This is a genomic window from Neorhizobium tunisiense (assembly GCF_039631515.1).
In the GTDB taxonomy this organism is placed as follows: domain Bacteria; phylum Pseudomonadota; class Alphaproteobacteria; order Rhizobiales; family Rhizobiaceae; genus Neorhizobium.
On record NZ_JBDIUU010000005.1, the window covers coordinates 200,663 to 226,573 of the forward strand.

A 25,911-nucleotide genomic window follows, 5' to 3' on the forward strand; every position below is an offset into this window, starting at 1 on the left:
ATGTTCGGCGGCGCCTCAGGGCGCCGTTGTTGCTTTCGCCACCTCGGCGACAAGCCGGGTCGGATCGTAGCGGTTCCAGCTCGGTGTCAGCCCCAGCCGCACCACCACCAGATCGAGCGACGGGATGACCGTGATCGTCTGCCCGTCATGTCCCTGCAGGAAAAACGCATCCGCCGGGATGTCGGGATTGTCCGTGCCGGGCAGCCAGGTCTGCATTTTCGAATAACGCCCGTTCGAGGTGGCGTTCGGCTGCTGCATCAAATCGACAAAACCTTCCGGAAGGATCCGGTTGCCGTCCCAGACGCCGTCCCGGGCAAGCAGAAGCCCCATCCGGGCCCAATCGCGTGCGGTCGCATACATATAGGAACTGCCGACGAAGGTGCCTGCCGCATCGGCCTCCATGACAGCGCTTTGCATGCCGAGCGGACCGAACAGGGCGGCGCGGGGATAGGAGAGCGCCGCAGCCCCGCCGCCGATCTTGTCCATCCAGATCTTTGACAGCATCACCGCCGTGCCGGAGGAATAACTGAAGCGCGAACCGGGATCCGCCTCGAGCGGCTGGTCGGCGGCGAAACCCGCCATGTCCGGCTCGAGGTAGAGCATGCGGGTGACATCGGCGACCGCGCCGTAATTCTCGTTGAAGGCGAGCCCGCTCTCCATGGCGGCGAGGTCGGCAATCCGGATATCGCCCCGCTGGTTGCCCTGCCACTGCGGAAACAGGCCCCTGTCTTCCAGCGAAAGTTTTCCGCCGCGAATCAGCGTGCCCAGGATCGTGGCGTTCACGGTCTTGGTCATCGACCAGCCGAGCAACGGAGTATCCTTGGAAAAACCGGTGGAATAGGCCTCGCCGACGATCCGTCCCCGCTTGACGACGACCGCCGCCCGAAGGCCCGGACCGGCAAGACCCGTATCTGAAAGAAGCCGCACAACCGACGGATCAGATTCGACTTTTCCGCCTTCCGGCCAAAGCGTGGACGGATTGATTGACGTAACGGCAGGTACCGGAATGCCGGCGGCGGCCGCCGGCGTCCCATCTGGGACGACGGCGCAGCCGAGCCCTTCGCGATAGACCGCATCACTGCCGGCAAAAATACCGAGCAGGGCTGCATGAACCCGCTTTTCCATCCGATCGACGGAGACCCGCATCAATCTCAGAAGCGGGTGACCCGGAGCCTGCACATCGACGGCCAGGACCTCGCCGCTGTCGCGACCGGCAAGGAAGACGTTCGAGCAGACGATCTTGGCGGAATAGCCGCTGCCCACCCTCAGCAGTTCCGGCGGCGACGTATAGAGCCAGACCCCGAGCCCGACCAGGCCGACGACGATGACGCCGCCGAGGACTTTTACGAACCGCACCAACAACCGCATGCCTGCCTCCGTCTCAAGGCCGCATGCAATCAGGATTCTTGGGCGCAAGGAAGAGGGTGTTCGGCCGCGGCCGCGTGGAAGTGGGACTGCACACAGGCGGCGTCATCAATCTGTAGCATGACGGGTTTACACGCCCTGAAACTCTGGACAAGGCGGGACTCGACCATGGCGGATATTGCACAGGAAGCCGGTTTTCGGAAAAACCAGAAGCTGAAGGACGCACTTCTGCAGCATAAAGCCCTGTCCCGGCAGGGTTTCTCGGAAAGGCTTTTCGGCCTGCTGTTCTCCGGCCTCGTCTACCCGCAGATCTGGGAAGACCCGGAAGTCGACATGACCGCCATGGAGCTTTCCGACCGGCATTCGATCGTCACCATCGGCTCCGGCGGCTGCAACATGCTTGCCTATCTGTCCCGGTCCCCGAAAAAGATCGACGTCGTAGACCTCAACCCGCATCACGTCGCGCTGAACCGCCTGAAGCTCGCCGCCTTCCGCCACCTGCCGGGTCATGGCGATGTCGTGCGCCATTTCGGCATGGACGGCGTCCGCACCAACAGCAAAAGCTACGACACCTTCATCGCGCCGAACCTCGATGCGGCAACCCGTGCCTACTGGGACAAGCGCTCGCTCGCCGGCCGCCGCCGGATCGAAGTGTTCGACCGCAACATCTACAAGACCGGGCTGCTCGGCCGCTTCATCGGCGCCGGCCACCTGATCGCCCGCCTGCATGGCATAGACCTCACCGAGATGGCCAATGCCAAGTCGCTGCGCGAGCAGCGCCAGTTCTTCGACGACCGTATCGCGCCGCTGTTCGACAAGCCGCTGATCCGCTGGATCACCAGCCGCAAGAGCTCGCTGTTCGGCCTTGGCATTCCGCCGCAGCAATATGACGAGCTGGCGAGCCTTGCCTCCGACGGCTCGATCGCCCCGGTTCTCCGCCAGCGCCTCGAAAAGCTCGCCTGCCACTTCCCGCTACGCGACAACTATTTCGCCTGGCAGGCCTTCGCCCGCCGTTACCCGAAGCCCGAGGAAGGCACGCTGCCGACCTACCTCAAGGCCGAAAACTACCGCGCGATCCGCGAAAATGCCGAGCGTGTCACGGTCCATCATGCGAGCTTCACCGAGCTTCTGGCCCAGAAGGCCGCCGGTTCGGTCGATCGTTACGTCCTGCTCGATGCGCAGGACTGGATGAACGACGAGCAGCTCAACGACGTCTGGTCGGAAATCACCCGCACGGCCGCCCCCGGCGCGCGCGTGATCTTCCGCACCGCCGCCGAAAAGAGCGTGCTCGACGGCCGTCTTTCCCCTGCCCTGCTTGATCAGTGGTCCTATCTGGAAGAACGCTCCAACGAACTCAACCTCGAGGATCGCTCGGCGATCTACGGCGGTTTCCACATCTATGTGAAGAAATCCTGATGACGACGGATATGGCGAGCAGTCCCCTGTCCAATGGCCACGCCGAACGCATGGACCGGATGTACCGGTATCAGCGCCATATCTACGACATCACCCGCAAATATTACCTCTTCGGCCGCGATCGGGCGATTGCCGGACTGAATGTCCCACCGAACGCTTCGCTACTCGAAGTCGGCTGCGGCACGGGCCGTAACCTGGCCCTCGCCCACCGCCATTATCCGGCGGCGAAGCTCTATGGCCTCGATATCTCCGCCGAAATGCTGGAAAGCGCCCAGGCCAATTTCCGCGGCAAGCCTGTCACGCCTGAATTCCGCGTCGCCGATGCGACGAACTTCAAGGCGGAGGAATTCGGCACGACCGGCTTCGACCGCATCCTGATCTCCTACGCGCTGTCGATGATTCCCGACTGGGAAAAGGCGATCGACGCCTCGCTTGCGGCGCTCGCACCGCATGGTTCCCTGCATATCGTCGACTTCGGCCAGCAGGAACGGCTGCCGGGCTGGTTCGGACGATTTTTGAAGGCCTGGCTGACGCGTTTCCACGTCACGCCGCGGCCGAATCTGCACGAAGTGCTGGAGAGCAAGCTGGCCAGCGCCGATGCCGACATGATCTTCGAGGAGATCGGCCGGGGGTATGCCTGGCATGCCGTCATCCGCCGCCGGAGCTAAAATCCCGCACATCCCGCCATTCCAGGCCGGAAACCCTCTTGCCCTAACCGATTTTTTACGACGTTATGGTGAATATGGGGTTCATGCCTCCCTGTTTTGCGTTGAACGGGGCAAGAGGCTTCCACATCGACACCACACGGGATGTTCATGCCTCGGCTCCTTCTGGCCCTTCTTGCCACCGCGCTCCTTGCCACGGGATGCACATCCTCAAGTTATGACCTGATGGAAACGTCATCGGTCAAGAAGATGCGGTTCAAGGACAATGACCCGCAGGATTTCGGCAAAACTCACCCTGGGCTCCACGAAATCCACGGCATCGACGTCTCCAAGTGGAACGGCACCGATATCGACTGGCCCGCCGTCAAGAAATCCGGCATCGCCTTCGTCTTCATCAAGGCGACGGAAGGCAAGGATCGCATCGATCCGACATTCGAGCTGAACTGGCGGGGCGCCGCATCGGCCGGCATTCCTTATGCTCCCTACCACTTCTATTATTTCTGCTCGACGGCCGACGAACAGGCCGACTGGTTCATCAACAATGTCCCGAAAGACGCGGTGAAGTTGCCGCCCGTCCTCGACATGGAATGGAACCACGCCTCGCCGACCTGCAAGATCCGTCCTGACCCTGAAACGGTGCGCGCGTCCATGCAGCGCTTCATGGACCGGATCGAGGCCTATTACGGCAAGCGGCCGATCATCTACACCTCCGTGGATTTCCATCGCGACAATCTGGTCGGTGCCTTTGGCAACTACCATTTCTGGCTCCGCGCCGTGGCACAGCATCCTACCAAGATCTACCCGGATCGCCGTTGGGCTTTCTGGCAGTATACCTCGACGGGCGTCGTGCCGGGCATCAAGGGCGAGATGGATATCAACGTCTTTGCGGGCACGTCCAAGAACTGGCACAGCTGGGTTGCGGCAACCGCAAAGTAAACCCCGTTCCCCTGGCGAACAGGTATCTGGCAATGTGTGAGCAGTTGCGATAAAAACTGCGCCAACACGGCTGCCGCCCATGTTTCGGTCACAAATTTTTCCGAGATCGGACGGCGCTTACTCAGATTCTAGGAACGCCGAATGTCCGCTCGCTTTGCCCGCCGCCTCGCCCTTGCCTCCGTCATCACCAGCTGCCTTGCCTCCACCGCGCTTGCCCAGTCGCCGGCGCCTGCCTGCGGCGGCGATCTCGGCGCTTTCCTGAATGGCGTGAAAGCGGAAGCCATTTCCAAAGGTGCTTCGTCAAGCGCGGCGGATGAAGCGCTTGCCGGCGCCCAGATCGATCAGAAAGTTCTGTCACGCGACCGGGCCCAGGGCGTCTTCCGCCAGACCTTCCTCGAATTTTCGCAGCGCACCGTCAGCCAGGCGCGCCTCGACATCGGCCGCCAGAAGATCAAGCAATATGCGGACGTCTTCGCACGCGCGGAGAAGGAATTCGGCGTGCCGCCCGGCGTCATCACCGCCTTCTGGGGGATGGAGACCGATTTCGGCGCCGTCCAGGGCGACTTCAACACCCGTAACGCTCTGGTGACGCTCTCGCACGACTGCCGCCGCCCGCAGCTTTTCCGCCCACAGCTGATCGCCCTGATCGAGATGGTCCAGCACGGCGACCTCAATCCGGCGACCAACACGGGCGCATGGGCGGGCGAGATCGGCCAGGTCCAGATGCTTCCCGAGGATATTATCGAGCACGGCGTAGACGGCGATGGCGATGGCCATATCAACGTCAAGACCAGTTCCCCGGACGCCATCCTGACCGCCGCCAAATTTATCCAGAGCATGGGCTTCAAGCCCGGCCAGCCCTGGATGCAGGAAGTGACGCTGCCGGAAAATCTCCCCTGGGACAAGTCGGGCCTCGGCAACGAGATCCCGGCAAGCGAATGGTTCAAGCTGGGCGTCACCCCGCGCGATGGCGTGACTACTTTCGGCAACCTGCCGGCAGCCCTCATCCTGCCACAGGGCCGCAAGGGACCGACCTTCCTGACCTACCCGAACTTCAACATCTATCTGGAATGGAACCAGTCGTTCATCTACACGACCTCGGCCGCCTATTTCGCGACCCGACTTGCCGGCGCTCCGACCTATCAGAAGGGTACACCGGAGCAGGGCCTCGACGATGGCGGCATGAAGGCGCTGCAGACCAAGCTCGAAGCGCTTGGACACAATATCGGCAAGGTCGACGGCATCCTCGGATCGGGCACCCGCCAAGCCGTCCAGAAGGAACAGGCACGCCTCGGCCTGCCGGCCGACGGATGGCCGACCCAGTCTCTGCTCTCTGCTCTTTAAAGATCGCAACCGTCGACGCCCGAACGAAATCGGGTGGCGACTCGCGCACCATAGGGTTATTCCCTCGCCTTGACCGCGAGGGAGATACCCCATGACAACCGCCGCCATTTCAAAGCCTAGCGCCACCGTCTGGGCACTGATCCTGCTGCTCGGGCTGATCTGGGGTGGTTCCTTCTTCTTCGCGCGCGTAGCGGTCCTCGAAGTGCCGCCTTTTACCCTCGTCTTCCTGCGCCTGTTCCTGGCAGCAGCCGCGCTGCACATCTATCTGCACGGCCGGTTCGGGCTCTACGCGACGCTCGCAACCCACTGGCGTTCCTTCCTGGCCATGGGCTTCATCAACAACGCCCTGCCCCATACCCTGATCTTCTTCGGCCAGACCGAGATCGGCGCAGGCCTCGCCTCGATCCTCAACGCGACAACCCCGATCTGGACGGTGCTGATCGCCAATCGCTGGACGACCGACGAGAAACTGACGAGCGCGAAAATCGCCGGCTGCCTGGCGGGCCTCGCCGGCACGGCAGTGCTGATCGGCCCCGGAATCACGGCCGCCGCCTCCGTACCGTTCTGGGCGCTGACCCTGCCGGTCCTCGCAGCAATCTCCTACGGCGTGGCCGGAACCTACGGCAAACGTTTCCGCGGCCTGCCCGCGCCCGTCAGCGCCACCGGACAGCTCACCGCCTCCAGCTTGATGATGCTGCCCGTGTCGCTGATGGCCGACCAGCCCTGGGCGCTGCCGGCGCCATCCATGAACGCCGTCCTCGCCATCCTCGCCCTGGCGCTGCTATCGACCGCCTTTGCCTATCTCCTCTTTTTCCGGATTCTGGGGCTCGCAGGAGCCACCAACGCCTCTCTGGTGACCCTCGTCGTACCCCCGAGCGCGATCCTTCTCGGCGCGCTTTTCCTCGGCGAAAGATTGGAGGCAACCGACCTCATCGGCATGCTGCTGATCGGTTTCGGCCTCGTCCTGCTCGACGGACGGCTCCTTCGCAGGCGCAGCAAATCGCTATCAAGAGCGTCGTAACGGATCGAAACCATCACGGAATATGTCAGAAGTTAACAGCCGTACACCGCTTTTTAACTCTATGGAAATTAAGATTAACAGATGATTTACATATAGATATCAGTGATTTACGAGGTCGCGATCGGCGCAGGCCCGACACCTCTGCGGCACTGCAGCACAGAAACATGCTTCCCAATCGGCACAAAACCGACATAAAGTCTGCCCGTCAACGCAAGGAGGCAGACATGGGACGTACATACTCTCTCAATGTCTTGGTAGTCGGTGCAGCGTTTGTGTTTGTGGCATCCATGCTCTTCATTTGAGCGCCACCAGTTCCACTACCAGTTCAAATATCGCATCCACGACCGTTTGATAATCAGCACTTCCGGTGAAGACGCATGCTCCTTTCGTAGGAGCATGCGTTTTTTTCCGCACTCAGGCGGCGGCGATACGGGGGGTACGGATCTGCCGGCGGCCAAGCCGCTGAAGGACGGCGGATACGAGCGGTGCCCGGTTCATCGTGTAGATATGGAAGTCGCCAAGGCCGCGGCGGATCAGATCCTCGATCTGTTCGGCGGCGATGTCGGCAGCCACGCTGGCGCGATCCTCGGGCTTGTCGTCCAACCCTTCGAAACGGGCATCCAGGAAAGACGGAACCGAGGAACCGCAGCGTCCGGCGAAACGCTTGAGCTGGGTCAGGTTCTGGATCGGCATGATGCCCGGCACGATCGGGATCGCGATGCCGGCGGCGCGGACCTTTTCGAGGTAACGTTCAAAAACGTCGTTGTCGAAGAAGAACTGGGTCAGTGCCCGCGCCGCACCGGCATCAGCCTTGCGCTTCAGCATTTCGATGTCTGCGCCAAGATCGGCGCTTTCCGGATGTTTTTCGGGATAGGCGGAGACGGAAATGTCGAAGCCGCCGAGTTCCGTCAGGCCGCGCACCAACTCCGCCGCATTAGCGTAACCATGCGGATGCGGGCGATACTCGGTGCCGATACCGCTCGCCGGATCGCCGCGCAGGGCAACGATGTGGCGAATGCCGGCAGCGCGATACTCGCCGACGACCGAATGCGTCTCTTCGCGCGTGGCGTCGACGCAGGTCAGGTGCGCGGCTGTCGCCAGCGAGGTCTCGCCGACCAGGCGGCGCACCGTGTTGATCGTCGGCGCCTTGGTCGAACCGCCAGCACCATAGGTCACGGACACGAAACACGGATCCCAGAGCGCCAGTTCATCGACCGTATCCCAGAGCTGGCCCTCCATCTCGTCCGACTTCGGCGGAAAGAATTCGAAGGAAACGCTGAAAGTTTCGCTATCGGCGGTCATTGGTTCAGCTCCCTTAAAGGACGGTTTGCGATTGGGCAGATGCATGATGGGCGGCGATCAGCAGACGGCGATCGCGGGCGAGCCAGACAGTGGCCGTCAGCCCGCCCTCCTTGCCGGAACCGAGATCGAGCGCCTGCTCGACTTCGAGGCCCACCTTCTCCAGCCATTCCGCCATCACCTGATGGGAAAAGCCGAGGCGCACATGGGCGTGGTCGTCTCGCAGGTATTCGAGCGTATGCGGTGCGAGATCGACGATCAGCAGGCGGCCGCCCGGACGCAGCACGCGGGCGGCCTCCGCGATCGCCAGTTCCGGCTGGTCGAGGAAGTGCAGCACCTGGTGAACGGTGATCAGGTCGAAATCCTGCCCTTCGAGCGGCAGGTTGAGAATGTCGCCGTGGCGGACGGACGCCTTGACGATCCCGGCCTTGTCGAGATTGGAGCGGGCGACCGACAGCATGTCGCGGCTCGCATCGATGCCGACGGCGCGACGGTAGATGTTGGACAGAAGCTGCAGGATCCAGCCGGTGCCGGTGCCGAGATCGAGAAGCGCGTCGACCGGCGCCGGGCCGATCAGCTTGAGCAGCGCCGATTCGACTGCCGCGTCGCTGATATGCAGGCGGCGAAGCTCGTCCCATTCGGAGGCATTGCGCGTGAAATAGGCCTGGGCGCGTTCGGCGCGCAGCCGCTTGACCGTCGTCAGCCGCTCGCTGTCCCTCAGCAGGACCGGATCCTCCTCCGAGGCCGCGGCGAGCAGCGTCCTCACCAGCGTTGCCGCCTTGCCTTCCTGCTTCAGCCGGAAATAGGCCCAGGCGCCTTCCTGATAGCGATCGATCAGCGCTTCCTCGGCAAGCAACTTCAGATGCCGCGAAATGCGGGGCTGCGACTGGCCCAGTATCTCGGTAAGATCGGTGACGGTCAGGTCCCCGGCAGCCAGAAGCGCGAGCAGGCGGAAGCGCGTCGGCTCGCCGGCTGTTTTCAGTACGTCCACCAGGGTATCGAGCGCCAATCCCATTCAGCCGCATCCTCATGCAATCAAGATATAAAGATATGTTTATATGGTTTTGCAACTCTATGCAAGCGGGAACTGATGGATCCAGCCCGGCTCCGCTGAAACGCAGAAGGCGGCCGAAGCCGCCCTCTTAGGTTCTGTTCGTGCCAGTGGGATCAGAATTTGGGATCAGAATTCTTCCCATTCGTCGGCGGATTGCGCGAGAGCCGTATTTCCGCGGGAAACCGGAGCGCGCGACGGCGCCGGACGGCTCGGTGCGGCAGCGACCGGGCGTGAGACCGGAGCTGTCGGGGCACGCATGCGGCTTGCCGTTTCGCGAAGCTGGCCGGCGGCACTGCTGCCGAGCTGGAAGTGCGAGAGGAGATCGCTGAGCTTTCCGCTTTCCTGGGCAAGGCCCGCGCCGGCGGCGTTCATCTCTTCGACCATTGCGGCGTTCTGCTGGGTCGACTGGTCCATGTGGTTGACGGCGGTGTTCACCTGCGCAAGGCCGACCGACTGCTCCTGTGCCGCGGTGGCGATCGCATCCATGTGACCGTTGACAGTCTGAACCAGTTGTTCGATGACGCTGAGCCCCTCACCCGTCTCGCTGACGAGCTTGACGCCTTCGCCGACGGCGACAGCCGAATTGGAGATCAGCGATTTGATTTCCTTGGCGGCGTTTGCCGAGCGCTGGGCGAGTTCGCGGACTTCCTGCGCGACGACCGCAAAACCCTTGCCGGCTTCACCGGCACGCGCAGCCTCGACACCGGCGTTGAGCGCCAGCAGGTTGGTCTGGAAGGCGATCTCGTCGATCACCCCGATGATCTGGCCGATCTGCTGCGACGACTTCTCGATCCGTTCCATGGCGGCAACCGCGTTGCGGACGACCTGGCCCGACTGGTCCGCGCGGGTCCGTGCGTCGCGGACGACGTCGCGAGCCTCGCCGGTGCGCTTGGAGGTCGAAACGACGTTGGCGGTGATCTCTTCGAGCGCTGCGGCTGTTTCTTCCAGCGAAGCTGCCTGCTGCTCCGTGCGTTTGGACAGGTTGTCGGATGCGTCGGAGATTTCCCTCGAACCGCTGGTGACGGTGGCAACCGAATTGCCGACGCTGAGCAGCGCGTCGCGCAGCTGGCGAACCGAGGTATTGAAGTCGTGGCGCAAGCCCTCGAACTGCGGCGCCAGAGCTTCGTTCACTTCGCAGAGCATGTCGCCGTCGGCAAGACGGCGAAGGTTTGCGGCAAGCGCGCCGGTCGCCTGGGTCAGCTTCGCCTCGGCATCCGCCTCGCTCTGGCGCTGCATTTCGAGGCGCTCGGCTTCGGAGCGACGACGGGCGGCTTCCGCCTCGGCTTCAAGCTGAAGATTGCGGATAGCGGCTTCACGGAAAACCTCGACCGAACGAGCCATTTCGCCGATGCCGTCCCTGCGATCCGAATAGGGGATAGCCTCCTCGGTATTGCCGGAGGCAAGGCTTGCCATCCGGTCGCCGATCTTGCGGATCGAGCCGGACAGGCTGCGCGCGATCATCACGCTGAGCGCAATCACGGCCAGGATGAAGATCGACAGCGACGCAAAGAGAATCTGCAGGCTGGACGCTGCGTCGGAAGATTTCTGATCGCCCAACTGTTTCAATTCGCTCGTGGCCTGAGCGATGATACCGGAGGTGAACACGCGGCGGTTTTCCATAGCGCGCGCCCAGGCGCTGAAGTCGTCGGCGGCCGGCGTATAGGGCTTCAGACTGTCGAGCGCCTTCAGCGTATTGGTGATCAGCTGTCCGTCAGGCGTCTGGAAATAAGCGTCGTATTGCGCAACCAACTTGGGGGACAGGAAAGCGCGCATCGGCTTTTCATAAAGCCGGACCTGCTGCCGCCCCTGCATGAAGCGGGCGGCCTCATCAACGGTCAACGCACCGTTTTTGGTATACTGCTGCCCCATCCGGTTGACGATGACGTAGCCGTTGCTGAGTTGGACAAGCGCATGAAAGCCGTCGACATAACGGGCAAGCGCCCGGTCCTCCGTCAGTCCGCCGACGAGGCCGATGATATCGAGCGTCTTCTCGGAAACCGGCGTGACGTATTGCGCAGACAGAAGCTGGTTCGTATCGCCGCTATCGATCTTGGCGCGATATTCCGGCATCCGCTGGAAACGCTCATCGACTGCCGCAACCAGCTCGCGCAAGCTCGGCTCGCCGTAACCCTGTGCGTCGATCACCTTATACTGGTTCACAAGTCGCTTTTCCGCCGCATCCACGCTCGCGCGGGCCTGAGGCCGCTGCGCCAGAGAACCAAAACTCTCTTCCGGGATGGCGTTCATCAACTCGCCGCCGGCAAGCGCCAGGCTTTCAAGAGCGATCGCACGGTTCAGCTCCCGGTATTGGTTGTAGGCGTCCCAGCTTGAGAACGCGCCGAGCCCGATCACCGCCAGAAGCGGAACGGAAGCAAGAAGCATCAACGATGTACGGAAAGGCAAACGTTCGATCAAATTGAGCATGAATAAAACCCTCTGAAACGGGCCGTCATCATGACAGCGTCGAGACCCAAGCAGACATGGTCTCCCCGGCCCGGAAAATGCACCGGCAATCTTTGCGATTGTCTTTATCGGGCTAGGTCAAAAATACCCATGATTTTGGGGGTTCGGATTTTAGCTTTTGTTAACTTCGCACAAAACAAAAACCCCGGCAGAACCGGGGTTTAACTTAGGCAAGACTAAAAAACTTAACGAGTCAGACGCTTGTGCGCCTGGCTTCCGGGGTTAAGGGCGTCGGGGCCGAGTCGGCGGACCTTGTCCTGCTCATAATCCTCGAAATTGCCTTCGAACCATTCCACATGGCCGTCGCCTTCGAAGGCGAGGATATGCGTCGCCAGGCGGTCGAGGAACATGCGATCGTGGCTGATGATGATGGCGCAGCCGGCAAAGTTTTCCAGCGCGCTTTCGAGCGCACCCAGCGTTTCCGTATCGAGGTCGTTGGTCGGTTCGTCGAGGAGGAGAACGTTGCCGCCGGCCTTCAGCATCTTGGCAAGGTGAACGCGGTTGCGCTGGCCGCCCGAGAGATTGCCGACTTTCTGCTGCTGGTCGCCGCCCTTGAAGTTGAAGGCGCCGCAATAGGCCCGGGAGTTCATGTCGAACTTGCCGAGCTTGATGATTTCGGCACCGCCCGAGATTTCTTCCCAGACGGTCTTGTTGCCGTCGAGCGCATCACGGCTCTGGTCGACATAACCGAGGTGAACGGTCTCGCCGATCCGGATCGAACCGGCATCCGGCGTTTCCTGGCCGGTGATCATCCGGAACAGCGTGGTCTTGCCGGCGCCGTTCGGGCCGATGATACCGACGATGCCGCCCGGCGGCAGCTTGATCGACAGGTCGTTGATCAGCGTGCGGCCCTCGAAGCCCTTGGTGATGCCTTCCATCTCGATGACCACCTGGCCGAGACGCTCGCTGACCGGGATGATGATCTGCGCGTCGCCGGGACGCTGCTTTTCAGCCGCTTCCACCAGCTGTTCGTAGGACTTGATACGCGCCTTGGACTTGGCCTGACGCGCCTTCGGGCTGGAAGCGATCCATTCCTGTTCGCGGCTGATCGCCTTCTGGCGGCCGGCCTCTTCCCGGTTTTCCTGCTGCATGCGCTTGGCCTTGGCGAGCAGGTAAGCCGAGTAATTGCCTTCGTACGGAATGCCACGGCCGCGGTCGAGTTCGAGGATCCAGCCGGTAACGTTGTCGAGGAAGTAGCGATCGTGGGTGATCATCATCACGGCGCCCGGATAGTCGCGCAGGTGCTTTTCGAGCCAGGCGATGGTTTCGGCGTCCAGATGGTTGGTCGGTTCGTCCAGCAGCAGCAGGTCCGGCTGCGACAGCAGCAGGCGGCAGAGGGCGACGCGGCGGCGTTCACCACCCGACAGGCTGGTAACCTCCGAATCGCGCGGCGGGCAGCGCAGCGCTTCCATGGCCATCTCGACCTGGCTCTCCAGGTCCCAGAGGTTCTGGCTGTCGATGACGTCCTGAAGCTTGGCGCCCTCTTCCGCGGTCTCGTCTGAATAGTTCATCATCAGTTCGTTGTAGCGGTCGAGCACCGCGGTCTTCTTGGCGACGCCGACCATGACGTTTTCGAAAACGGTCTTGGTCTCGTCGAGATGCGGTTCCTGCTCCAGGTACCCGACAGTCGCGCCTTCGGCGAGCCAGGCTTCGCCGGTATATTCCTTGTCCTGACCGGCGATGATGCGCAGCACGGTCGACTTACCGGCGCCGTTCGGGCCGAGGATACCGATCTTGGCATCGGGGTAGAAAGACAGATTGACGTTCTCAAGGATTTTCTTGGCGCCGTAGGACTTGTTGAGTCCCGACATGTGATAGATGAACTGACGTGCCATGGATAAAAGTGCTCCGGGGGGAATTTCGGTTTGCCGCTATGTAGGCGAATTGGGAGCCGGGAGCAATGCGCGAACGGTCGAGGGAGCGAGGATGTTCGACGAAACGAGGCGGTTTAAGAGCCCGACGGGGGCAAACCTTGCCTATCATTACCAACCGGCGGCAGAACCGGCGCACGCCATCCTCATGATCTCGCACGGGCTTGCCGAGCATTCCAGGCGCTACAGGGCTTTCGCCGAGGCGATGGCTGGCCATGGTTTCCACGTCTATGCCTTCGACCATCGCGGCCATGGCGAGACGACCGCGCCGGACGCGCCGACCGGCCGTTTCGCCCGGCACGACGGCGTTGGTCTGGTGCTCTCGGACGTAAAAGCCATGCGTGACATGGCGGCCGCAGCTCATCCCGGTCTGCCGGTTCTGCTCTTCGGCCACTCCATGGGCGGCCTGATCGCGCTCAATGCCGCCGTCGCCCATCCCGATAGTTTTAATGCCGTCGCCGTCTGGAATTCGAACTTTCATCCCGGCCCCGCGGGCCGCGCCGCGCAGGTGATCCTGCGCATTGAAAAAGCCCTGAAAGGCTCGGACGTGCCGAGCGGGCTTCTGCCGAAACTGACTTTCGGCGCCTGGGGTAAATCTGTCCCTGGCCACCGCACGGAATTCGACTGGCTCAGCCATGACCGGGATGTCGTCGACGCCTATATCGCCGACCCCCTGTGTGGTTTCGATGCCAGCGTTTCGCTATGGCTCGATCTCTTCGAACTCACTTATCGCGCGCCCGAACTCATCGGTCGATTGGCGAAAAACCTGCCGATCCATCTGATCGGCGGGGCGGAGGACCCCGCAACCAATGGCGGCCGCGAAATCCTGTGGCTGTCCGAGCATTTCAAGCGCAACGGCTTTTCGAATGTCACCACCAAGATCTGGCCGGGCACCCGTCACGAAACCTTGAACGATACGGTACGGGCTCGCGCCACCGCCGAGTTTGCCGCCTGGGCCAGGGCCGCCCTGCCCGTCTCGGCGCCAGCAATCTGAGACGGCCACCGAACTCAAGCGGTCCTTCATATCAAACGGAATGAGTTCATGACATTTAATCAAGTGCTTCCGGGATCGGCCCCGGCTATAGGAAATCCATGAATTCGTCGCCCGCAAGTCTTGCCGCATCAGCCCCGAACCGGATCGTCAACGGCCTCGGCCTGATGATCGTCGCGATGCTGATCGCGCCTTTCATCGACATCTTTTCCAAGCTTGCGACCGATACCGCATCGCCTACCTTCATCACCGCCGCCCGCTTCGTCTTCCAGGCGCTCTGCATGCTGCCGATCGTGCTCTGGAATGGATATTGGCGGACATTTTCCTGGCGGCTCAGCGTCTTCCATGCGATCCGCGCGAGCCTCATCACCGTCTCCATGGTCTGCTTCGTGGCGACGCTGGCGGTCATGGAAGTGGCCGATGCCATCGCCATCTTCTTCGTCGAGCCGATCATCCTGACGGTGCTTTCCAGCATCTTCCTCAAGGAGACCATCGGCTGGCGGCGTTATACCGCCTGCGCGGCCGGCTTCGTCGGCGCCATGATCGTCATCCGCCCGAGCTTCCAGGAGATCGGCTTCGTGGCGCTGCTGCCGATCGTCACCGCCTTCTGCGTGGCGATCTTCGCGATCCTGACCCGGGCGCTCGCGCATCGCGAAGATCCCTGGTCGATGCAGTTCCAGATGGCACTCTGGGGAATTCCGATCTCCGCCACCCTGCTCTTTGTCGGCGATCGGACCGGCATCGTCTTCCTGGCGCCTTCCATACCGGACTGGACGACCCTGCTGTGGCTCGCGGGCGTCGGCGCCTTCGCGGCCCTGTCGGGCATCCTTGCCGTCTATGCCTATCGCGCCGCCCCGGCATCCGTGATCGCGCCGCTGCAGTATTTCGAGATCGTTTCGGCGACGCTGTTCGGCTGGCTGGTCTTCGGCGACTTCCCCGATCCGGTCAAATGGCTCGGCATTTCGATCATTATCGGCTCCGGCCTCTATATCATCTGGCGGGAACGCCGGGTTGCCTCGATCAAGCCCGTAACCGGCTCCGCCAAATCAACCATGACCCCGTGACATGACCCAGCCACCCAAGAAACCGCCGCTTTCCGGCATCCGCGTCATCGAACTTGCCCGCGTGCTCGCCGGTCCCTGGGCCGGCCAGATGCTGGCGGATATGGGCGCCGACGTCATCAAGGTGGAAAACCCCGACGGCGGCGACGACACCCGCGCCTGGGGCCCGCCCTTCGTCGAAGGCAAGGACGGCGGAAACCTGTCCGCCGCCTATTACCACTCAACCAATCGCGGCAAGCGCTCGATCGCCGTCGATCTGAAGACCGAGGAAGGCCAGGACATCGTCCGCCGGCTGGCCGCCACCGCCGACGTGCTGATCGAAAATTTCAAGCTCGGCGGCCTCGTCAAATACGGCCTCGACTACGAGAGCCTGAAAAAGATCAATCCGAAGCTGATCTACTGCTCGATCACCGGTTTCGGCCAGAACGGCCCCTACGCCAATCTTGCCGGCTACGACTACATCGTCCAGGGCATGTCGGGCTTCATGTCGATCACCGGCGAACCGGACGGCCAGCCGATGAAGGCGGGCGTCGCGATCGCCGACATCTTCACCGGCATCTATGCGGTGACCGCCATTCAGGGCGCGCTGATCCACGCGCTGAAGACCGGCGAAGGCCAGCATGTCGACATGGCGCTGCTCGACGTCCAGGCCGGCATCCTCGCCAACCAGAACATGAACTACCTGGTCTCCGGCGAAGCACCGGTGCGGCTCGGCAATGCCCATCCGAACATCAGCCCCTACGAGGTGGTGCCGACCGAAGACGGTCACCTCATTCTCGCGGTCGGCAATGACGGCCAGTTCCGCCGCCTCTGCCGTATTCTCGGCATCGAGCAAGTCGCCGATGACGAGCGTTTCGCCACCAACAAGGCGCGCGTCGCCAACCGTGTCGAAGTGCGCCGGCTGATCCTGGCGCAGACGTCGAAATGGAAAAAGGCCGAGCTGCTTGCCGCCTGCGGTGACAACGCCGTGCCGGCCGGGCCGATCAACTCGATCGCCGAAATGTTCGACGACCCGCAGGTCAAGGAACGCGGGCTTCGAATCGATCTCGAAGCGGCCGACGGCACGGTCATTCCGGGCGTGCGCAGTCCGATCGTGCTCTCCGAAACGCCGCTTGCCTATCACCGGCCGAGCCCCGCACTCGGCGAACATACCGCAGACGTTCTGGCGGAACTCGATCACATCGAAAAAGAGGGGAGAGACATATGAACACCGTCATGAAGACCGGAGGGCAGCTCATCGTCGAGGCGCTGAAGGCGAACGGCGTCAAGCGCATCTCCTGCGTTCCGGGCGAAAGTTATCTCGCCGTGCTCGACGCGCTGTATGAAAGCGGCATCGAGGTGCTCGTCTGCCGCCAGGAAGGCGGTGCCGCGATGATGGCCGACAGCTGGGGCCGCCTCAGCGGTGAGCCGGGCATCTGCATGGTGACCCGCGGTCCCGGCGCCACCAATGCCTCGGCCGGTCTGCATATCGCCAGGCAGGATTCCATTCCGATGATCCTCTTCGTCGGCCAGATCGGCCGGGAGATGAAGGAACGGGAAGCCTTTCAGGAGGTCGAATACCGCCGTGCCTTCACCGAATTCGCCAAATGGGTGGGCGAAATCGACGACGCCCGCCGCATTCCGGAATTCGTCACCCGCGCCTTTGCGGTCGCCACGTCAGGCCGCCCCGGCCCGGTCGTGCTGACGCTGCCCGAAGACATGCTGGTAGATGAAGTCGAGGCCGTCGACGCGCGCGCCTACATGCCGGTCGAAAGCCACCCCGGCAAAAGCCAGATCGCCGCATTCGAAACCCTGCTCAAGAACGCCGAGCGTCCGCTGTTCATCCTCGGCGGCACCCGCTGGAGCGAGCAGGCGGTTGCCGATTTCCAGGATTTCGCCAGCCGCTTCAAGGTGCCCGTCGGCTGTTCTTTCCGCCGCCAGATGCTGTTCGACCACCTGCACCCTTCCTATGCAGGCGATGTCGGCATCGGCATCAATCCGGTGCTCGCCAAGGCGGTGAAGGAGGCGGACCTGCTCGTGTTGATCGGCAGCCGCATGTCGGAAATGCCCTCCTCCAGCTACACGCTGATCGACATCCCCTATCCGAAGCAGAAGCTCGTCCATGTCTTCCCCGATCCGGAAGAACTCGGCCGCATGTATCGGCCCGACCTGGCGATCTGCGCCGCCCCGGCGGAATTCGTCGCTGCCCTGAAGGACCTCGAACCGCCGGCCGCGCCACTTTGGGCCGAACGGAAATCGGCGCTGCACGATGCCTATCTGACATGGTCGACGCCGCCGGAGGCCGGTCCCGGTCCGGTCAAGATGGGCCCGATCATGCAATGGATCGAGGAAAACGTTCCGGACGACGCGATCTTCACCAATGGCGCCGGCAATTACGCCACCTGGCTGCACCGCTTCCACCGCTTCCGGAAATACAACACCCAGTCCGCCCCGACCTCCGGCTCGATGGGCTATGGCCTGCCGGCGGCCGTTGCCGCAAAACAGCTCTTTCCGGAGCGCGAAGTCGTCTGCTTTGCCGGTGACGGCTGTTTCATGATGCACGGCCAGGAATTCATCACTGCAGTCCGCTACGGACTGCCGATCATCACGGTGCTGGTGAACAACGGCATCTACGGCACGATCCGCATGCACCAGGAGCGGGAATATCCGGGCCGCGTCAGCGCCACCGACCTCGTCAACCCGGATTTCGTCGCCTACGCCAAGGCTTTTGGCGGACACGGAGAACTGGTCGAGAAGACGGAAGAGTTCGGCCCGGCCTATGAGAGGGCGCGAGCGAGCGGCAAGCCTTCGATCATCGAGGTGAGGCTGGATCCCGAAGCGATCACGCCGACGCGGACGCTGACGCAGATCCGGGAAAAGGCATAAAACAGAAAAAGCCGGCCTATCAGAGCGATAGGCCGGCTTTCTGATTCAATATCGCAGCGATCAGATCGCAGCGGTAACGATGAACTCGACCTTGTACTTCGGCGCAGCGAGCTTGGCTTCGCTGGTGGCGCGGGCCGGCGGGTTCTTCGGGTCGATCCAGGCTTCCCAGACGGCGTTCATTTCGCCGAAATAGGCGATGTCGGAAAGATAGATGATCGTCTGCAGGATCTTCGACTTGTCGGAACCGACAGCGGCGAGCAGGCGATCCACTTCGGAAAGCGCGTCCTTGCACTGGTCGGTGACCGATTCACCTTCGCCAACCTGGCCGGCGAGATAGACGGTGTTGCCGTGGACGACGGCGCCGCTCATGCGGGCGCCCGGCTCGATACGCTGGATGCTCATGGAATTCTCCTCAAAAAAATTGAGCTTCGGGAAAAGACCCCGCGCAAAAGGCACGAGGCCGCGGAAAATCTTCAGCCGCGCAGATGCTGGCTCTTTTCGTAGATCGCCGTCGAACGGGCGCCGGACCGGCAGAAGCCGAGCATCGGGCGCGGGAATTCGTCGAGCGCATCGACCATCGCGTTGATGCCCTGTTCGTCGACGCCCATGCGGCCGACCGGGATGTGGCGGATGTCGAGGCCGAGCTCCTTGGCGCGGGCTTCGATCTGCGCAAAATGCGGCTGGCCCGGCTCCTCGTCGTCGGGACGGTGGCAGACGACCGACTTGAACCCCATGGCCTTGATCTGATCGAGATCCTCGACGGTGATCTGGCCGGTGACGGAATACTCGTCGTTGATCTGGCGGATATCCATGGACTTAGCCCTCCGTTCTATTTGAGGCGCCAGCATTACGACGGTGCCCTCTAGGCGTCAATCACCGAACGGCAACTCTCAGACGAAGCAGAAGCGCAGGCCGTATTCGGCGCTTTCGCCGGGCTTGATCCAGCCCATTTCTCCGGTCCCGGCAAGTTCCTGGCGGCTTGCGAGGCGATGGGAGACCGGCTCGATCCCAAGCACATGCGCCGGCGCCTTCTGGTTACGCCAGACCTGCAGATGCGGCAGCGTGTCGGTCCTGAATTTCACCTTCAGCGTCAGCCCGCCGATCGCTGCGATCGGACCGAGCGCAATCTCGGCCCACTGCTCGCCCTCGACGGCCGCCGGGACGCAGAATATGCCGCCTGTCTCACCCCCGAACGTCCAAGGGAAACCGCCGCCTTCGAGCATCTTGCCGGCAAGCCGGACCCGATCGTCGAACAGCCATGCGCCGATATTCATATGGTACATATGCACCCGCGCGAATGGCTTCGAACCGGTATTGGTGACCTTGTCCGACAGGCTGACCTCGCCCGTCGCGCCGTCGATCCGCCAATGGCGTTCCAGCAGAGCCGTCTCGCCGGTCGCAAGGGTCAGCGGCACGCGGGCACGGCACTCCGCATCCGGCCCTTGCGCATCCCAGAACAGGATTTCGGCGGGGTGGGAGGAGAAGGATCCGTGCAGCGGATATTTCCGGCCGTCGGCGGCGCCTTCGATCGCCTCCGGGTGGCGAATATGGTCAGGCCCGCAGGTAAAGAGAAAGCCTTCCAGCGAGTGATCGATTCGCGGATCTCCGTCGTCGGGAATGGCCCGACCCGGAGCAAGGTCGATATCGCCGATAAAGCAGCCTCCGATGTCGAGAACGGAACTTTCGTCGAGGAAAATCCTGGGGCCGTTGGCGGCGGAAAAAGCCTTCATAATCATTCCCTTCACGGTTTCGTCAAAACTTCTAACCGATCGTGAGGTGAATTTAACGGTGCGTTCATGACGAATTCACTTTTTCCACACTACGGTCAAATTTAACTTGTCTGTGGCGACAGGCAAACGGGCGGGAACCAATGTCCGATTTCCCGATTACGTTTAAGTAGGAAACAAGGAAGTCGGTGACATCGTGAAGCGGCTATTTTTCGCATGCGCAAGTCTGGTGATCCTGACCGCGGCGCAGGGAATTCCCTCCGCCGAGGCGCAGAATCGTTATGGCCGCTACCCTTCCGAAACGATGCTCGTCGCTCCTGACGGCTCGATCCTGGACTATGAACCTGATCGCCGTGACGTCATCATCAGCCGGGACGGCATGGGCCGTCGCGTCCTGATCGACCATTTCGGCAATGTCGTCGCAACCGAGATCCGCCAGGAAACCTATCGCCCCAACCGGAGGCAGGAATATCCGCCGGTGCCGGGTGGTTACCGCTCTCTGCGCGATTCGGGCGGTTACCAGCAGGGTGCGGGCGGTTATCGCGATTACCGCGAATACCGGCCCGGCGAACCGGGCGCCATCACCGGCGGTATTCCGGGGCCAGGCTCGGTCAGCCGCATGCCGCTCGATGATCAGGCCCTCCCCGACGCTGACACCGGTTATCCGCAGGAAGCCTCGATAGAACCGGACCAGCGGCCGGCGGAAACGCTTCTGCCGCAGAAGCCGATCATCACCGTCACCAAGAAGCCGCAGGCACAGATCGCAGCACTTCAGGTCTTCCTCGACCGGGAAGGCATCTCGCCCGGCGTCATCGACGGCCATCTCGGCGACAACGTCAACAAGGCAATCGCCGCCTGGCAGGAAATGACCGGCGAGACGCTCGACCCGAACAATTCCGAGGACATCCTGCAGCGGCTGACCTATTCGGGCGGCCTGCCGATCGTCGACTACACGATCACACCGGCCGATGCCGCCGGTCCCTATGTCGCGTCGATCCCGGAAGACTATGCGCATAAGTCGCAGCTGCCGGCCATGTCCTATACGTCCGTGACCGAAAAGCTTGCCGAGCAGTTCCACATGGACGAGAACTATCTGAAGGCACTCAATCCCGGCGTGGATTTCACGATCCCTGGCTCGACCATAAAGGTCATCAATCCCGGTCAGCCGAAGGTCGGTCAGGTCACCCGCATCATCGCCGACAAGAGCAGGAAGCAGGTCTTCGCCTATGGCGCGGACGGACGCCTGATCGCCGCCTATCCGGCAACCATCGGCTCGACCGACACGCCTTCGCCGACCGGAACCCACACCGTCGAACGCATCGCGCTCGATCCCGGTTACACCTACAATCCGAAGATCAATTTCAAGCAGGGCAACAACGACCAGATCCTGCAGATACCGCCAGGCCCCAACGGGCCTGTCGGTTCGGTCTGGATCGCGCTCTCTAAACCGACCTACGGCATCCACGGTACGCCGGAACCCTCCAAGATCGGTAAGACCAACAGCCATGGCTGCGTGCGTCTGACCAACTGGGATGCAAGGGAGCTCGCCAAGATGGTCAAGCCCGGCGCGACAGTGGAATTCACCGAGTAAGGTTCGTCACTCCCGGAACGTCATCTGAGCCGTCGGCACCTGCTGTCGACGGCTTTTTGTTTGCCTGGCGATCTGGCTTCGGGCAAAAGCAGTACTAGTTTTTCGCTAGAGACATGTGCATCGGCGGTGGATGAATGGACTTCTCAACGAGACTGAAAGGCGCCCTGTCGCTCCTGTTCGGACGCGGGGACTATGGAGCCGTTTGCTCCTTTTGTGGCGAGAACCGCCGCGCGGTCGAAATGATCATTGCCGGTCCGGCAACCACGGCGATCTGCAACCGTTGCATCTTCGTCTGCAACCAGGTCATGCTTGAAAATTCCGGCCCGCCTAATTTCCGTCGCCATGCCGAAAAAGATCATGAAAAGACGATCGCGATACCGCTTGCCCATGACGAAGTCCTGCTGGGCGCTCCCGAGCGTGTTGCGCTCGAGCAAATGCTGCATGTCCTCGTCGCGTCGCTTCCGCAAAGCAGACTGATCGGATGGAGCTATATGCATTCGGAGAATCGGTTCGACCTGCTGACAGTCGAGATCCAGACCACATCGGGGATGCCGCCGAGTGAAGTCAGCAGCCTCGCCCAGCAGAACTGGCGTCAGATGCGCGACCGGTTCGTCGCCGCACGCAGCGTGCCGGCCAATCAGGAAGAGCCGGACCTGATCGCAACTGCGGTCGCAGCCACCCAAGCGGCCAGCGCATATGCAAAGGCGGCCGGCTCTTTCGAACCGACCGCCTCTTAAGCGAAGTCTTGGGATGGCTCGGATGGCGATCAGGCGGCGTAGCGGCCCAATCCGAAGAGGCGTGACGCGACAGACCGGGTGATCTTGACGGGCATCAGGCGCATGACTTCCTGCGCATAGGACCGGGCGTTGTCCCTCGCCTTGTCGATATTGCTGACCTTGGCCGGATCGAGCGTGTGGAGCGTTCCACCGATCTCGAACAGTTCCTTGAAGGCGATGCGTTCGCCGATCGGCGTATCGAGGACATGCACGCCGCGGGCAGCCAGAAGACCCTTGATGGTCAGAAGCGCCTTGGTGGTGACCATCGAGGTGACGCGCGTCAGTACCACCGAATGCGGGATCACCAGGCCGGCCCTCTCCTTCATGTAGGCGAGAAGGTCGAGGATCTGCGCCGCACCCTTGGCATCCATGGCCGACCCCTGGACCGGGATCATCACGTGGTCCGAAAGGCCGATCGCCGTGGTGACCAGCGCATCACGGGCGCCAGCGAGGTCGATGATGAAATAGTCTGTGCGCGAAGCCATTTCCCGGAGATGACACTGGAGCGATGCGAGGGTGACTTCCGATACCACCTCGATGTTACGCACGGTGCCGGAGGTTTCGAACCACTGGCTGATCCAGCGCTGCGGATCGGCATCGATGACGGTGACGCGAAAACCCTGATGGGCAAGTTCGGTAGCGAGCAGGAGCGCAGCGGTCGTTTTTCCGGCTCCACCCTTGGCGTTGGCAAAGGAAATTACGGGCATTTTCGGTCCTCGAACAAGTCTTGAGCCACATCGCTCACGAGGACACCGGGAAGCATGGTGTCATAAGCACATCCTTTCCAAACATGGTTAACGAATTGCAAATTTAGACACCATTAATATCACTCAGGAAATTTAACTCCCGGCTCTAAAATGCGGAAAAGCCCGGAGGTTTCGGCCTCCGGGCCTTCGTTAACGCGGGTCCTGCGAGGATCTGGAAGTCTTAAAAGCAGTCGATGAAAAGCGCCTTGGTGTTTTCCATCGTCATGGTGACCGGGTTGCCGCCGCAGCTCGGGTCCTCCATCGCCATGGCCGTCAGCTCATCGATTCGGTCTGGCTTGATACCCATCGCCGTGAGATTTTCGGGAACGTTGAGTTCCGAGCGCAGCGACAGGACGTAATCGTAGAAACCGTCGAAACCGCCTGCAATGCCGAGATAGGCCGCGGCGCGAGCGATCTTCTCTTCGATGGCCGGACGATTGAAGCGCAGCACCGGCGGCATGACGACCGCATTGGTCATGCCGTGATGGGTGTTGTAGATCGCCCCAATCGGATGCGACAGCGAATGGATGGCGCCGAGCCCCTTCTGGAAGGCGACCGCACCCATGGCCGCTGCCGACATCATGTTGGTGCGCGCTTCGAGATCGGCCCCGTCCTTATAGGCGCGCGGCAAAAATTCCTTGACGAGTCGCATGCCTTCGAGCGCGATGCCGCCGGACATCGGGTGATAGAAAGGCGACGAATAGGCTTCCAGGCAATGGGCGAACGCGTCCATGCCGGTGCCGGCGGTGATCGCCTTCGGCATGCCCATCGTCAGTTCCGGATCGCAGATCACGACGCCCGGCAACAGTTTGGGATGGAAGATGATCTTCTTCACATGGGTGACGGAATTGGTGAGCACCCCTGCCCGGCCAACTTCCGAACCGGTCCCGGCCGTGGTCGGCACGGCGACGATCGGCGCGATCTTGGCGGCGTCGGCGCGGGTCCACCAGTCGCCGATATCCTCGAAATCCCAGACCGGCCGCGTCTGGCCGGCCATGAAGGCGATCAGCTTGCCGAGATCGAGGCCCGAACCGCCGCCAAAGGCGACGACGCCGTCATGGCCGCCGTCCCTGTAGGTCTTGATTCCGGCTTGGAGATTGTTCTCGTTCGGATTGGGGTCGACGTCGGCAAAGATCGCCCGGCCGAGGCCTGCCTCTTCCAGCACATCCAGCGCATGGCCGGTGATCGCCATCGAGGCCAGTCCCCGGTCGGTGACCAGAAGCGGTTTCTTGAGGCCGAGCGTCTTGCAGGCGTCCGCCAGTTCCTTGATCCGTCCGCGGCCCAGCTTGACGGCGGTCGGATAGCTCCAGTTCGCGACGATATTCATTTCGTGACCTTCTTCAGGTGGTAGGATTTCGGGCGAGTCAGGTTATGGAAGCCGAGGACGGAGAGCGAGCCGCCCCGCCCGGTTTCCTTGACGCCGGTCCAGACCAGCGCCGGGTCGAGATAATCGGCGCGGTTCATGAACACCGTGCCGGTTTCGAGCTGGCTGCCGATCCGGTTGGCGCGATCGACGTCAGGCGTCCACAGCGACGCCGTCAACCCGTAGCGGCTGTCGTTCATGTAGCCGATCGCCTCATCATCGGTCTTCACCTTCATGATGCCGACGGCCGGGCCGAACGTTTCTTCGCGCATGATCTCCATGGAGTGGTCGACATCGACCAGGATTTGCGGCGCAAGATAAGCGCCGCCGTCATCGGCCGGGAAAAGCTTCGGATCAACGAGCGCCCTGGCGCCGCTCGCCACCGCGTCAGTGATCTGCTGGCGCACCACCTTGGCGAAGCGCTTGTTGGCCATCGGCCCGAGCGTCGTTTCCTTGTCGAGCGGATTGCCGAGCTTATAGTTCGACACCCAGGCAACCGACTTCTCGACGAAGGCATCGTAGAGCGATTCGTGCACGTAGATGCGCTCGATGCCGCAGCAGCACTGGCCGGAATTATAGGTCGCGCCGTCCATCAGCGTATCGACGGCTGCGTCGAGATCGGCGTCCTCCATCACATAGCCCGGGTCCTTGCCGCCGAGTTCGAGGCCGATGCCGGTGAAGGTGCCGGCAGCGGCGCGCTCGATCGACCGCCCGCCTTCGACCGAGCCGGTGAAGTTGATGAAGTTGAACAGCCCCTCGGAAATCAGCTTGGCCGTCGTCGCATGGTCAAGGAAGACGTTCTGGAAGACGTCTTCCGGAACGCCGGCCTCGACAAAGGCGCGCACCATCCGCTCGCCGACGAGCAGCGTCTGCGAAGCGTGTTTGATGACGACGGCATTGCCGGCCATCAGCGCCGGCGCAACCGTGTTGATCGCCGTCATATAAGGATAGTTCCAGGGCGCGATGACCAACACGACGCCATGCGGCTCTCGCTCGATACGCCGCTCGAATGAGGCGCTGTCCTCGACGCGCAGCGGCGCCAGCGCATCGGCGGCGATCGACGCCACATAATTGGAGCGCTCATTGAACCCCTTGAACTCGCCGCCATAGCGCACCGGCCGGCCCATCATCCAGGCAAGCTCGGGCACCACTTCGTCCACCATCTCGTTGAGCCGCGCCACACCCCTGAGCACGAGCTGGACACGCTCCTCGAGCGGCCGTCTCGCCCAGGCCTTCTGCGCCGCGCGGGCGCGCCCGACAGCTTCCGCTGCGGCCTCCGGCGACATGGCCGGCCGCTCGGCGTAAACCGAACCGTCCACCGGCGAGATACATTGGATCATTGTCATCTAATCATACT

22 protein-coding genes are annotated in these 25,911 nt (G+C 62.1%); 11 read left to right on the forward strand and 11 right to left on the reverse strand.

The window, feature by feature from the left end:
* Positions 1-15 precede the first annotated feature (15 nt).
* The gene (locus ABCW43_RS19145; RefSeq protein ID WP_345927318.1) at positions 16-1,368 is read right to left on the reverse strand and encodes a serine hydrolase; all 1,353 of its coding nucleotides are present in this window, start codon (positions 1,366-1,368) and stop codon (positions 16-18) included.
* A 165-nt stretch (positions 1,369-1,533) separates the two neighbouring features.
* On the opposite strand from ABCW43_RS19145, the gene ABCW43_RS19150 reads away from it, so the two are divergent.
* From ABCW43_RS19150 to ABCW43_RS19170, 5 genes are all read left to right on the forward strand, one after another.
* Complete coding sequence (locus tag ABCW43_RS19150; protein WP_345927319.1) at positions 1,534-2,781, forward strand: BtaA family protein; 1,248 nt, start codon at positions 1,534-1,536, stop codon at positions 2,779-2,781.
* Positions 2,781-3,449 (forward strand): class I SAM-dependent methyltransferase, encoded by a 669-nt coding sequence (locus tag ABCW43_RS19155; RefSeq protein ID WP_345927320.1) that lies wholly within the window; start codon positions 2,781-2,783, stop codon positions 3,447-3,449. Before ABCW43_RS19150 ends, ABCW43_RS19155 begins: the two co-directional genes overlap by 1 nt.
* A gap of 147 nt (positions 3,450-3,596) precedes the next feature.
* Entirely contained in the window at positions 3,597-4,382 is a 786-nt protein-coding gene (locus tag ABCW43_RS19160) for a glycoside hydrolase family 25 protein (RefSeq protein WP_345927321.1), read from the forward strand.
* A gap of 141 nt (positions 4,383-4,523) precedes the next feature.
* A complete protein-coding gene (locus ABCW43_RS19165; RefSeq protein ID WP_345927322.1) occupies positions 4,524-5,726 on the forward strand; it encodes a lytic murein transglycosylase in 1,203 nt (400 codons plus the stop codon).
* Between the two features lie 91 nt (positions 5,727-5,817).
* Positions 5,818-6,747, forward strand: a complete 930-nt coding sequence (locus tag ABCW43_RS19170) for a DMT family transporter (protein WP_345927324.1) — start codon at positions 5,818-5,820, stop codon at positions 6,745-6,747.
* A 414-nt stretch (positions 6,748-7,161) separates the two neighbouring features.
* Here ABCW43_RS19170 and metF read toward each other — a convergent pair whose 3' ends face one another.
* From metF to ettA, 4 genes are all read right to left on the reverse strand, one after another.
* Positions 7,162-8,049, reverse strand: a complete 888-nt coding sequence (metF, locus tag ABCW43_RS19175) for a methylenetetrahydrofolate reductase [NAD(P)H] (RefSeq protein WP_345927326.1) — start codon at positions 8,047-8,049, stop codon at positions 7,162-7,164.
* Positions 8,050-8,062: 13 nt separating this feature from the next.
* On the reverse strand, positions 8,063-9,061 hold the full coding sequence (locus ABCW43_RS19180; protein WP_345927328.1) for an ArsR/SmtB family transcription factor: 999 nt from the start codon (positions 9,059-9,061) through the stop codon (positions 8,063-8,065).
* A 165-nt stretch (positions 9,062-9,226) separates the two neighbouring features.
* Positions 9,227-11,524: a methyl-accepting chemotaxis protein gene (locus tag ABCW43_RS19185; RefSeq protein WP_345927330.1), complete on the reverse strand. Its 2,298-nt coding sequence runs from the start codon at positions 11,522-11,524 to the stop codon at positions 9,227-9,229.
* A gap of 224 nt (positions 11,525-11,748) precedes the next feature.
* Positions 11,749-13,398, reverse strand: a complete 1,650-nt coding sequence (gene ettA, locus ABCW43_RS19190) for an energy-dependent translational throttle protein EttA (RefSeq protein ID WP_046625932.1) — start codon at positions 13,396-13,398, stop codon at positions 11,749-11,751.
* Positions 13,399-13,489: 91 nt separating this feature from the next.
* Here ettA and ABCW43_RS19195 point away from each other — a divergent pair, with 91 nt between their 5' ends.
* From ABCW43_RS19195 to ABCW43_RS19210, 4 genes are all read left to right on the forward strand, one after another.
* Positions 13,490-14,428 (forward strand): alpha/beta fold hydrolase, encoded by a 939-nt coding sequence (locus ABCW43_RS19195; protein ID WP_345927333.1) that lies wholly within the window; start codon positions 13,490-13,492, stop codon positions 14,426-14,428.
* Between the two features lie 98 nt (positions 14,429-14,526).
* The gene (locus tag ABCW43_RS19200; RefSeq protein WP_345927335.1) at positions 14,527-15,489 is read left to right on the forward strand and encodes a DMT family transporter; all 963 of its coding nucleotides are present in this window, start codon (positions 14,527-14,529) and stop codon (positions 15,487-15,489) included.
* A 1-nt stretch (position 15,490) separates the two neighbouring features.
* The gene (gene caiB / locus ABCW43_RS19205) at positions 15,491-16,693 is read left to right on the forward strand and encodes a succinate--glutarate CoA-transferase (RefSeq protein ID WP_345927337.1); all 1,203 of its coding nucleotides are present in this window, start codon (positions 15,491-15,493) and stop codon (positions 16,691-16,693) included.
* Positions 16,690-18,351 (forward strand): thiamine pyrophosphate-binding protein, encoded by a 1,662-nt coding sequence (locus tag ABCW43_RS19210; protein WP_345927339.1) that lies wholly within the window; start codon positions 16,690-16,692, stop codon positions 18,349-18,351. The genes caiB and ABCW43_RS19210 overlap by 4 nt, the downstream gene beginning before the upstream one ends.
* 60 nt (positions 18,352-18,411) lie before the next feature.
* Here ABCW43_RS19210 and ABCW43_RS19215 read toward each other — a convergent pair whose 3' ends face one another.
* From ABCW43_RS19215 to ABCW43_RS19225, 3 genes are all read right to left on the reverse strand, one after another.
* On the reverse strand, positions 18,412-18,753 hold the full coding sequence (locus tag ABCW43_RS19215) for a RidA family protein (RefSeq protein ID WP_345927341.1): 342 nt from the start codon (positions 18,751-18,753) through the stop codon (positions 18,412-18,414).
* A gap of 71 nt (positions 18,754-18,824) precedes the next feature.
* The gene (locus ABCW43_RS19220; RefSeq protein WP_345927343.1) at positions 18,825-19,163 is read right to left on the reverse strand and encodes a protein tyrosine phosphatase family protein; all 339 of its coding nucleotides are present in this window, start codon (positions 19,161-19,163) and stop codon (positions 18,825-18,827) included.
* Positions 19,164-19,241: 78 nt separating this feature from the next.
* Positions 19,242-20,081, reverse strand: coding sequence for a DUF4432 family protein (locus ABCW43_RS19225; protein ID WP_345927345.1), 840 nt, complete (start codon positions 20,079-20,081; stop codon positions 19,242-19,244).
* 193 nt (positions 20,082-20,274) lie between these two features.
* Here ABCW43_RS19225 and ABCW43_RS19230 point away from each other — a divergent pair, with 193 nt between their 5' ends.
* Positions 20,275-21,669: a L,D-transpeptidase gene (locus ABCW43_RS19230; protein ID WP_445738977.1), complete on the forward strand. Its 1,395-nt coding sequence runs from the start codon at positions 20,275-20,277 to the stop codon at positions 21,667-21,669.
* A 134-nt stretch (positions 21,670-21,803) separates the two neighbouring features.
* On the forward strand, positions 21,804-22,406 hold the full coding sequence (locus tag ABCW43_RS19235) for a ClpX C4-type zinc finger protein (protein ID WP_345927347.1): 603 nt from the start codon (positions 21,804-21,806) through the stop codon (positions 22,404-22,406).
* 29 nt (positions 22,407-22,435) lie between these two features.
* Here ABCW43_RS19235 and ABCW43_RS19240 read toward each other — a convergent pair whose 3' ends face one another.
* The 3 genes from ABCW43_RS19240 to ABCW43_RS19250 all read right to left on the reverse strand — a co-directional run bounded on the left by ABCW43_RS19240 (position 22,436) and on the right by ABCW43_RS19250 (position 25,900).
* Complete coding sequence (locus ABCW43_RS19240; protein ID WP_345927349.1) at positions 22,436-23,152, reverse strand: AAA family ATPase; 717 nt, start codon at positions 23,150-23,152, stop codon at positions 22,436-22,438.
* A gap of 220 nt (positions 23,153-23,372) precedes the next feature.
* Entirely contained in the window at positions 23,373-24,518 is a 1,146-nt protein-coding gene (locus tag ABCW43_RS19245) for an iron-containing alcohol dehydrogenase (protein ID WP_345927351.1), read from the reverse strand.
* The gene (locus ABCW43_RS19250) at positions 24,515-25,900 is read right to left on the reverse strand and encodes an aldehyde dehydrogenase family protein (RefSeq protein ID WP_345927353.1); all 1,386 of its coding nucleotides are present in this window, start codon (positions 25,898-25,900) and stop codon (positions 24,515-24,517) included. Before ABCW43_RS19250 ends, ABCW43_RS19245 begins: the two co-directional genes overlap by 4 nt.
* Positions 25,901-25,911 lie beyond the last annotated feature (11 nt).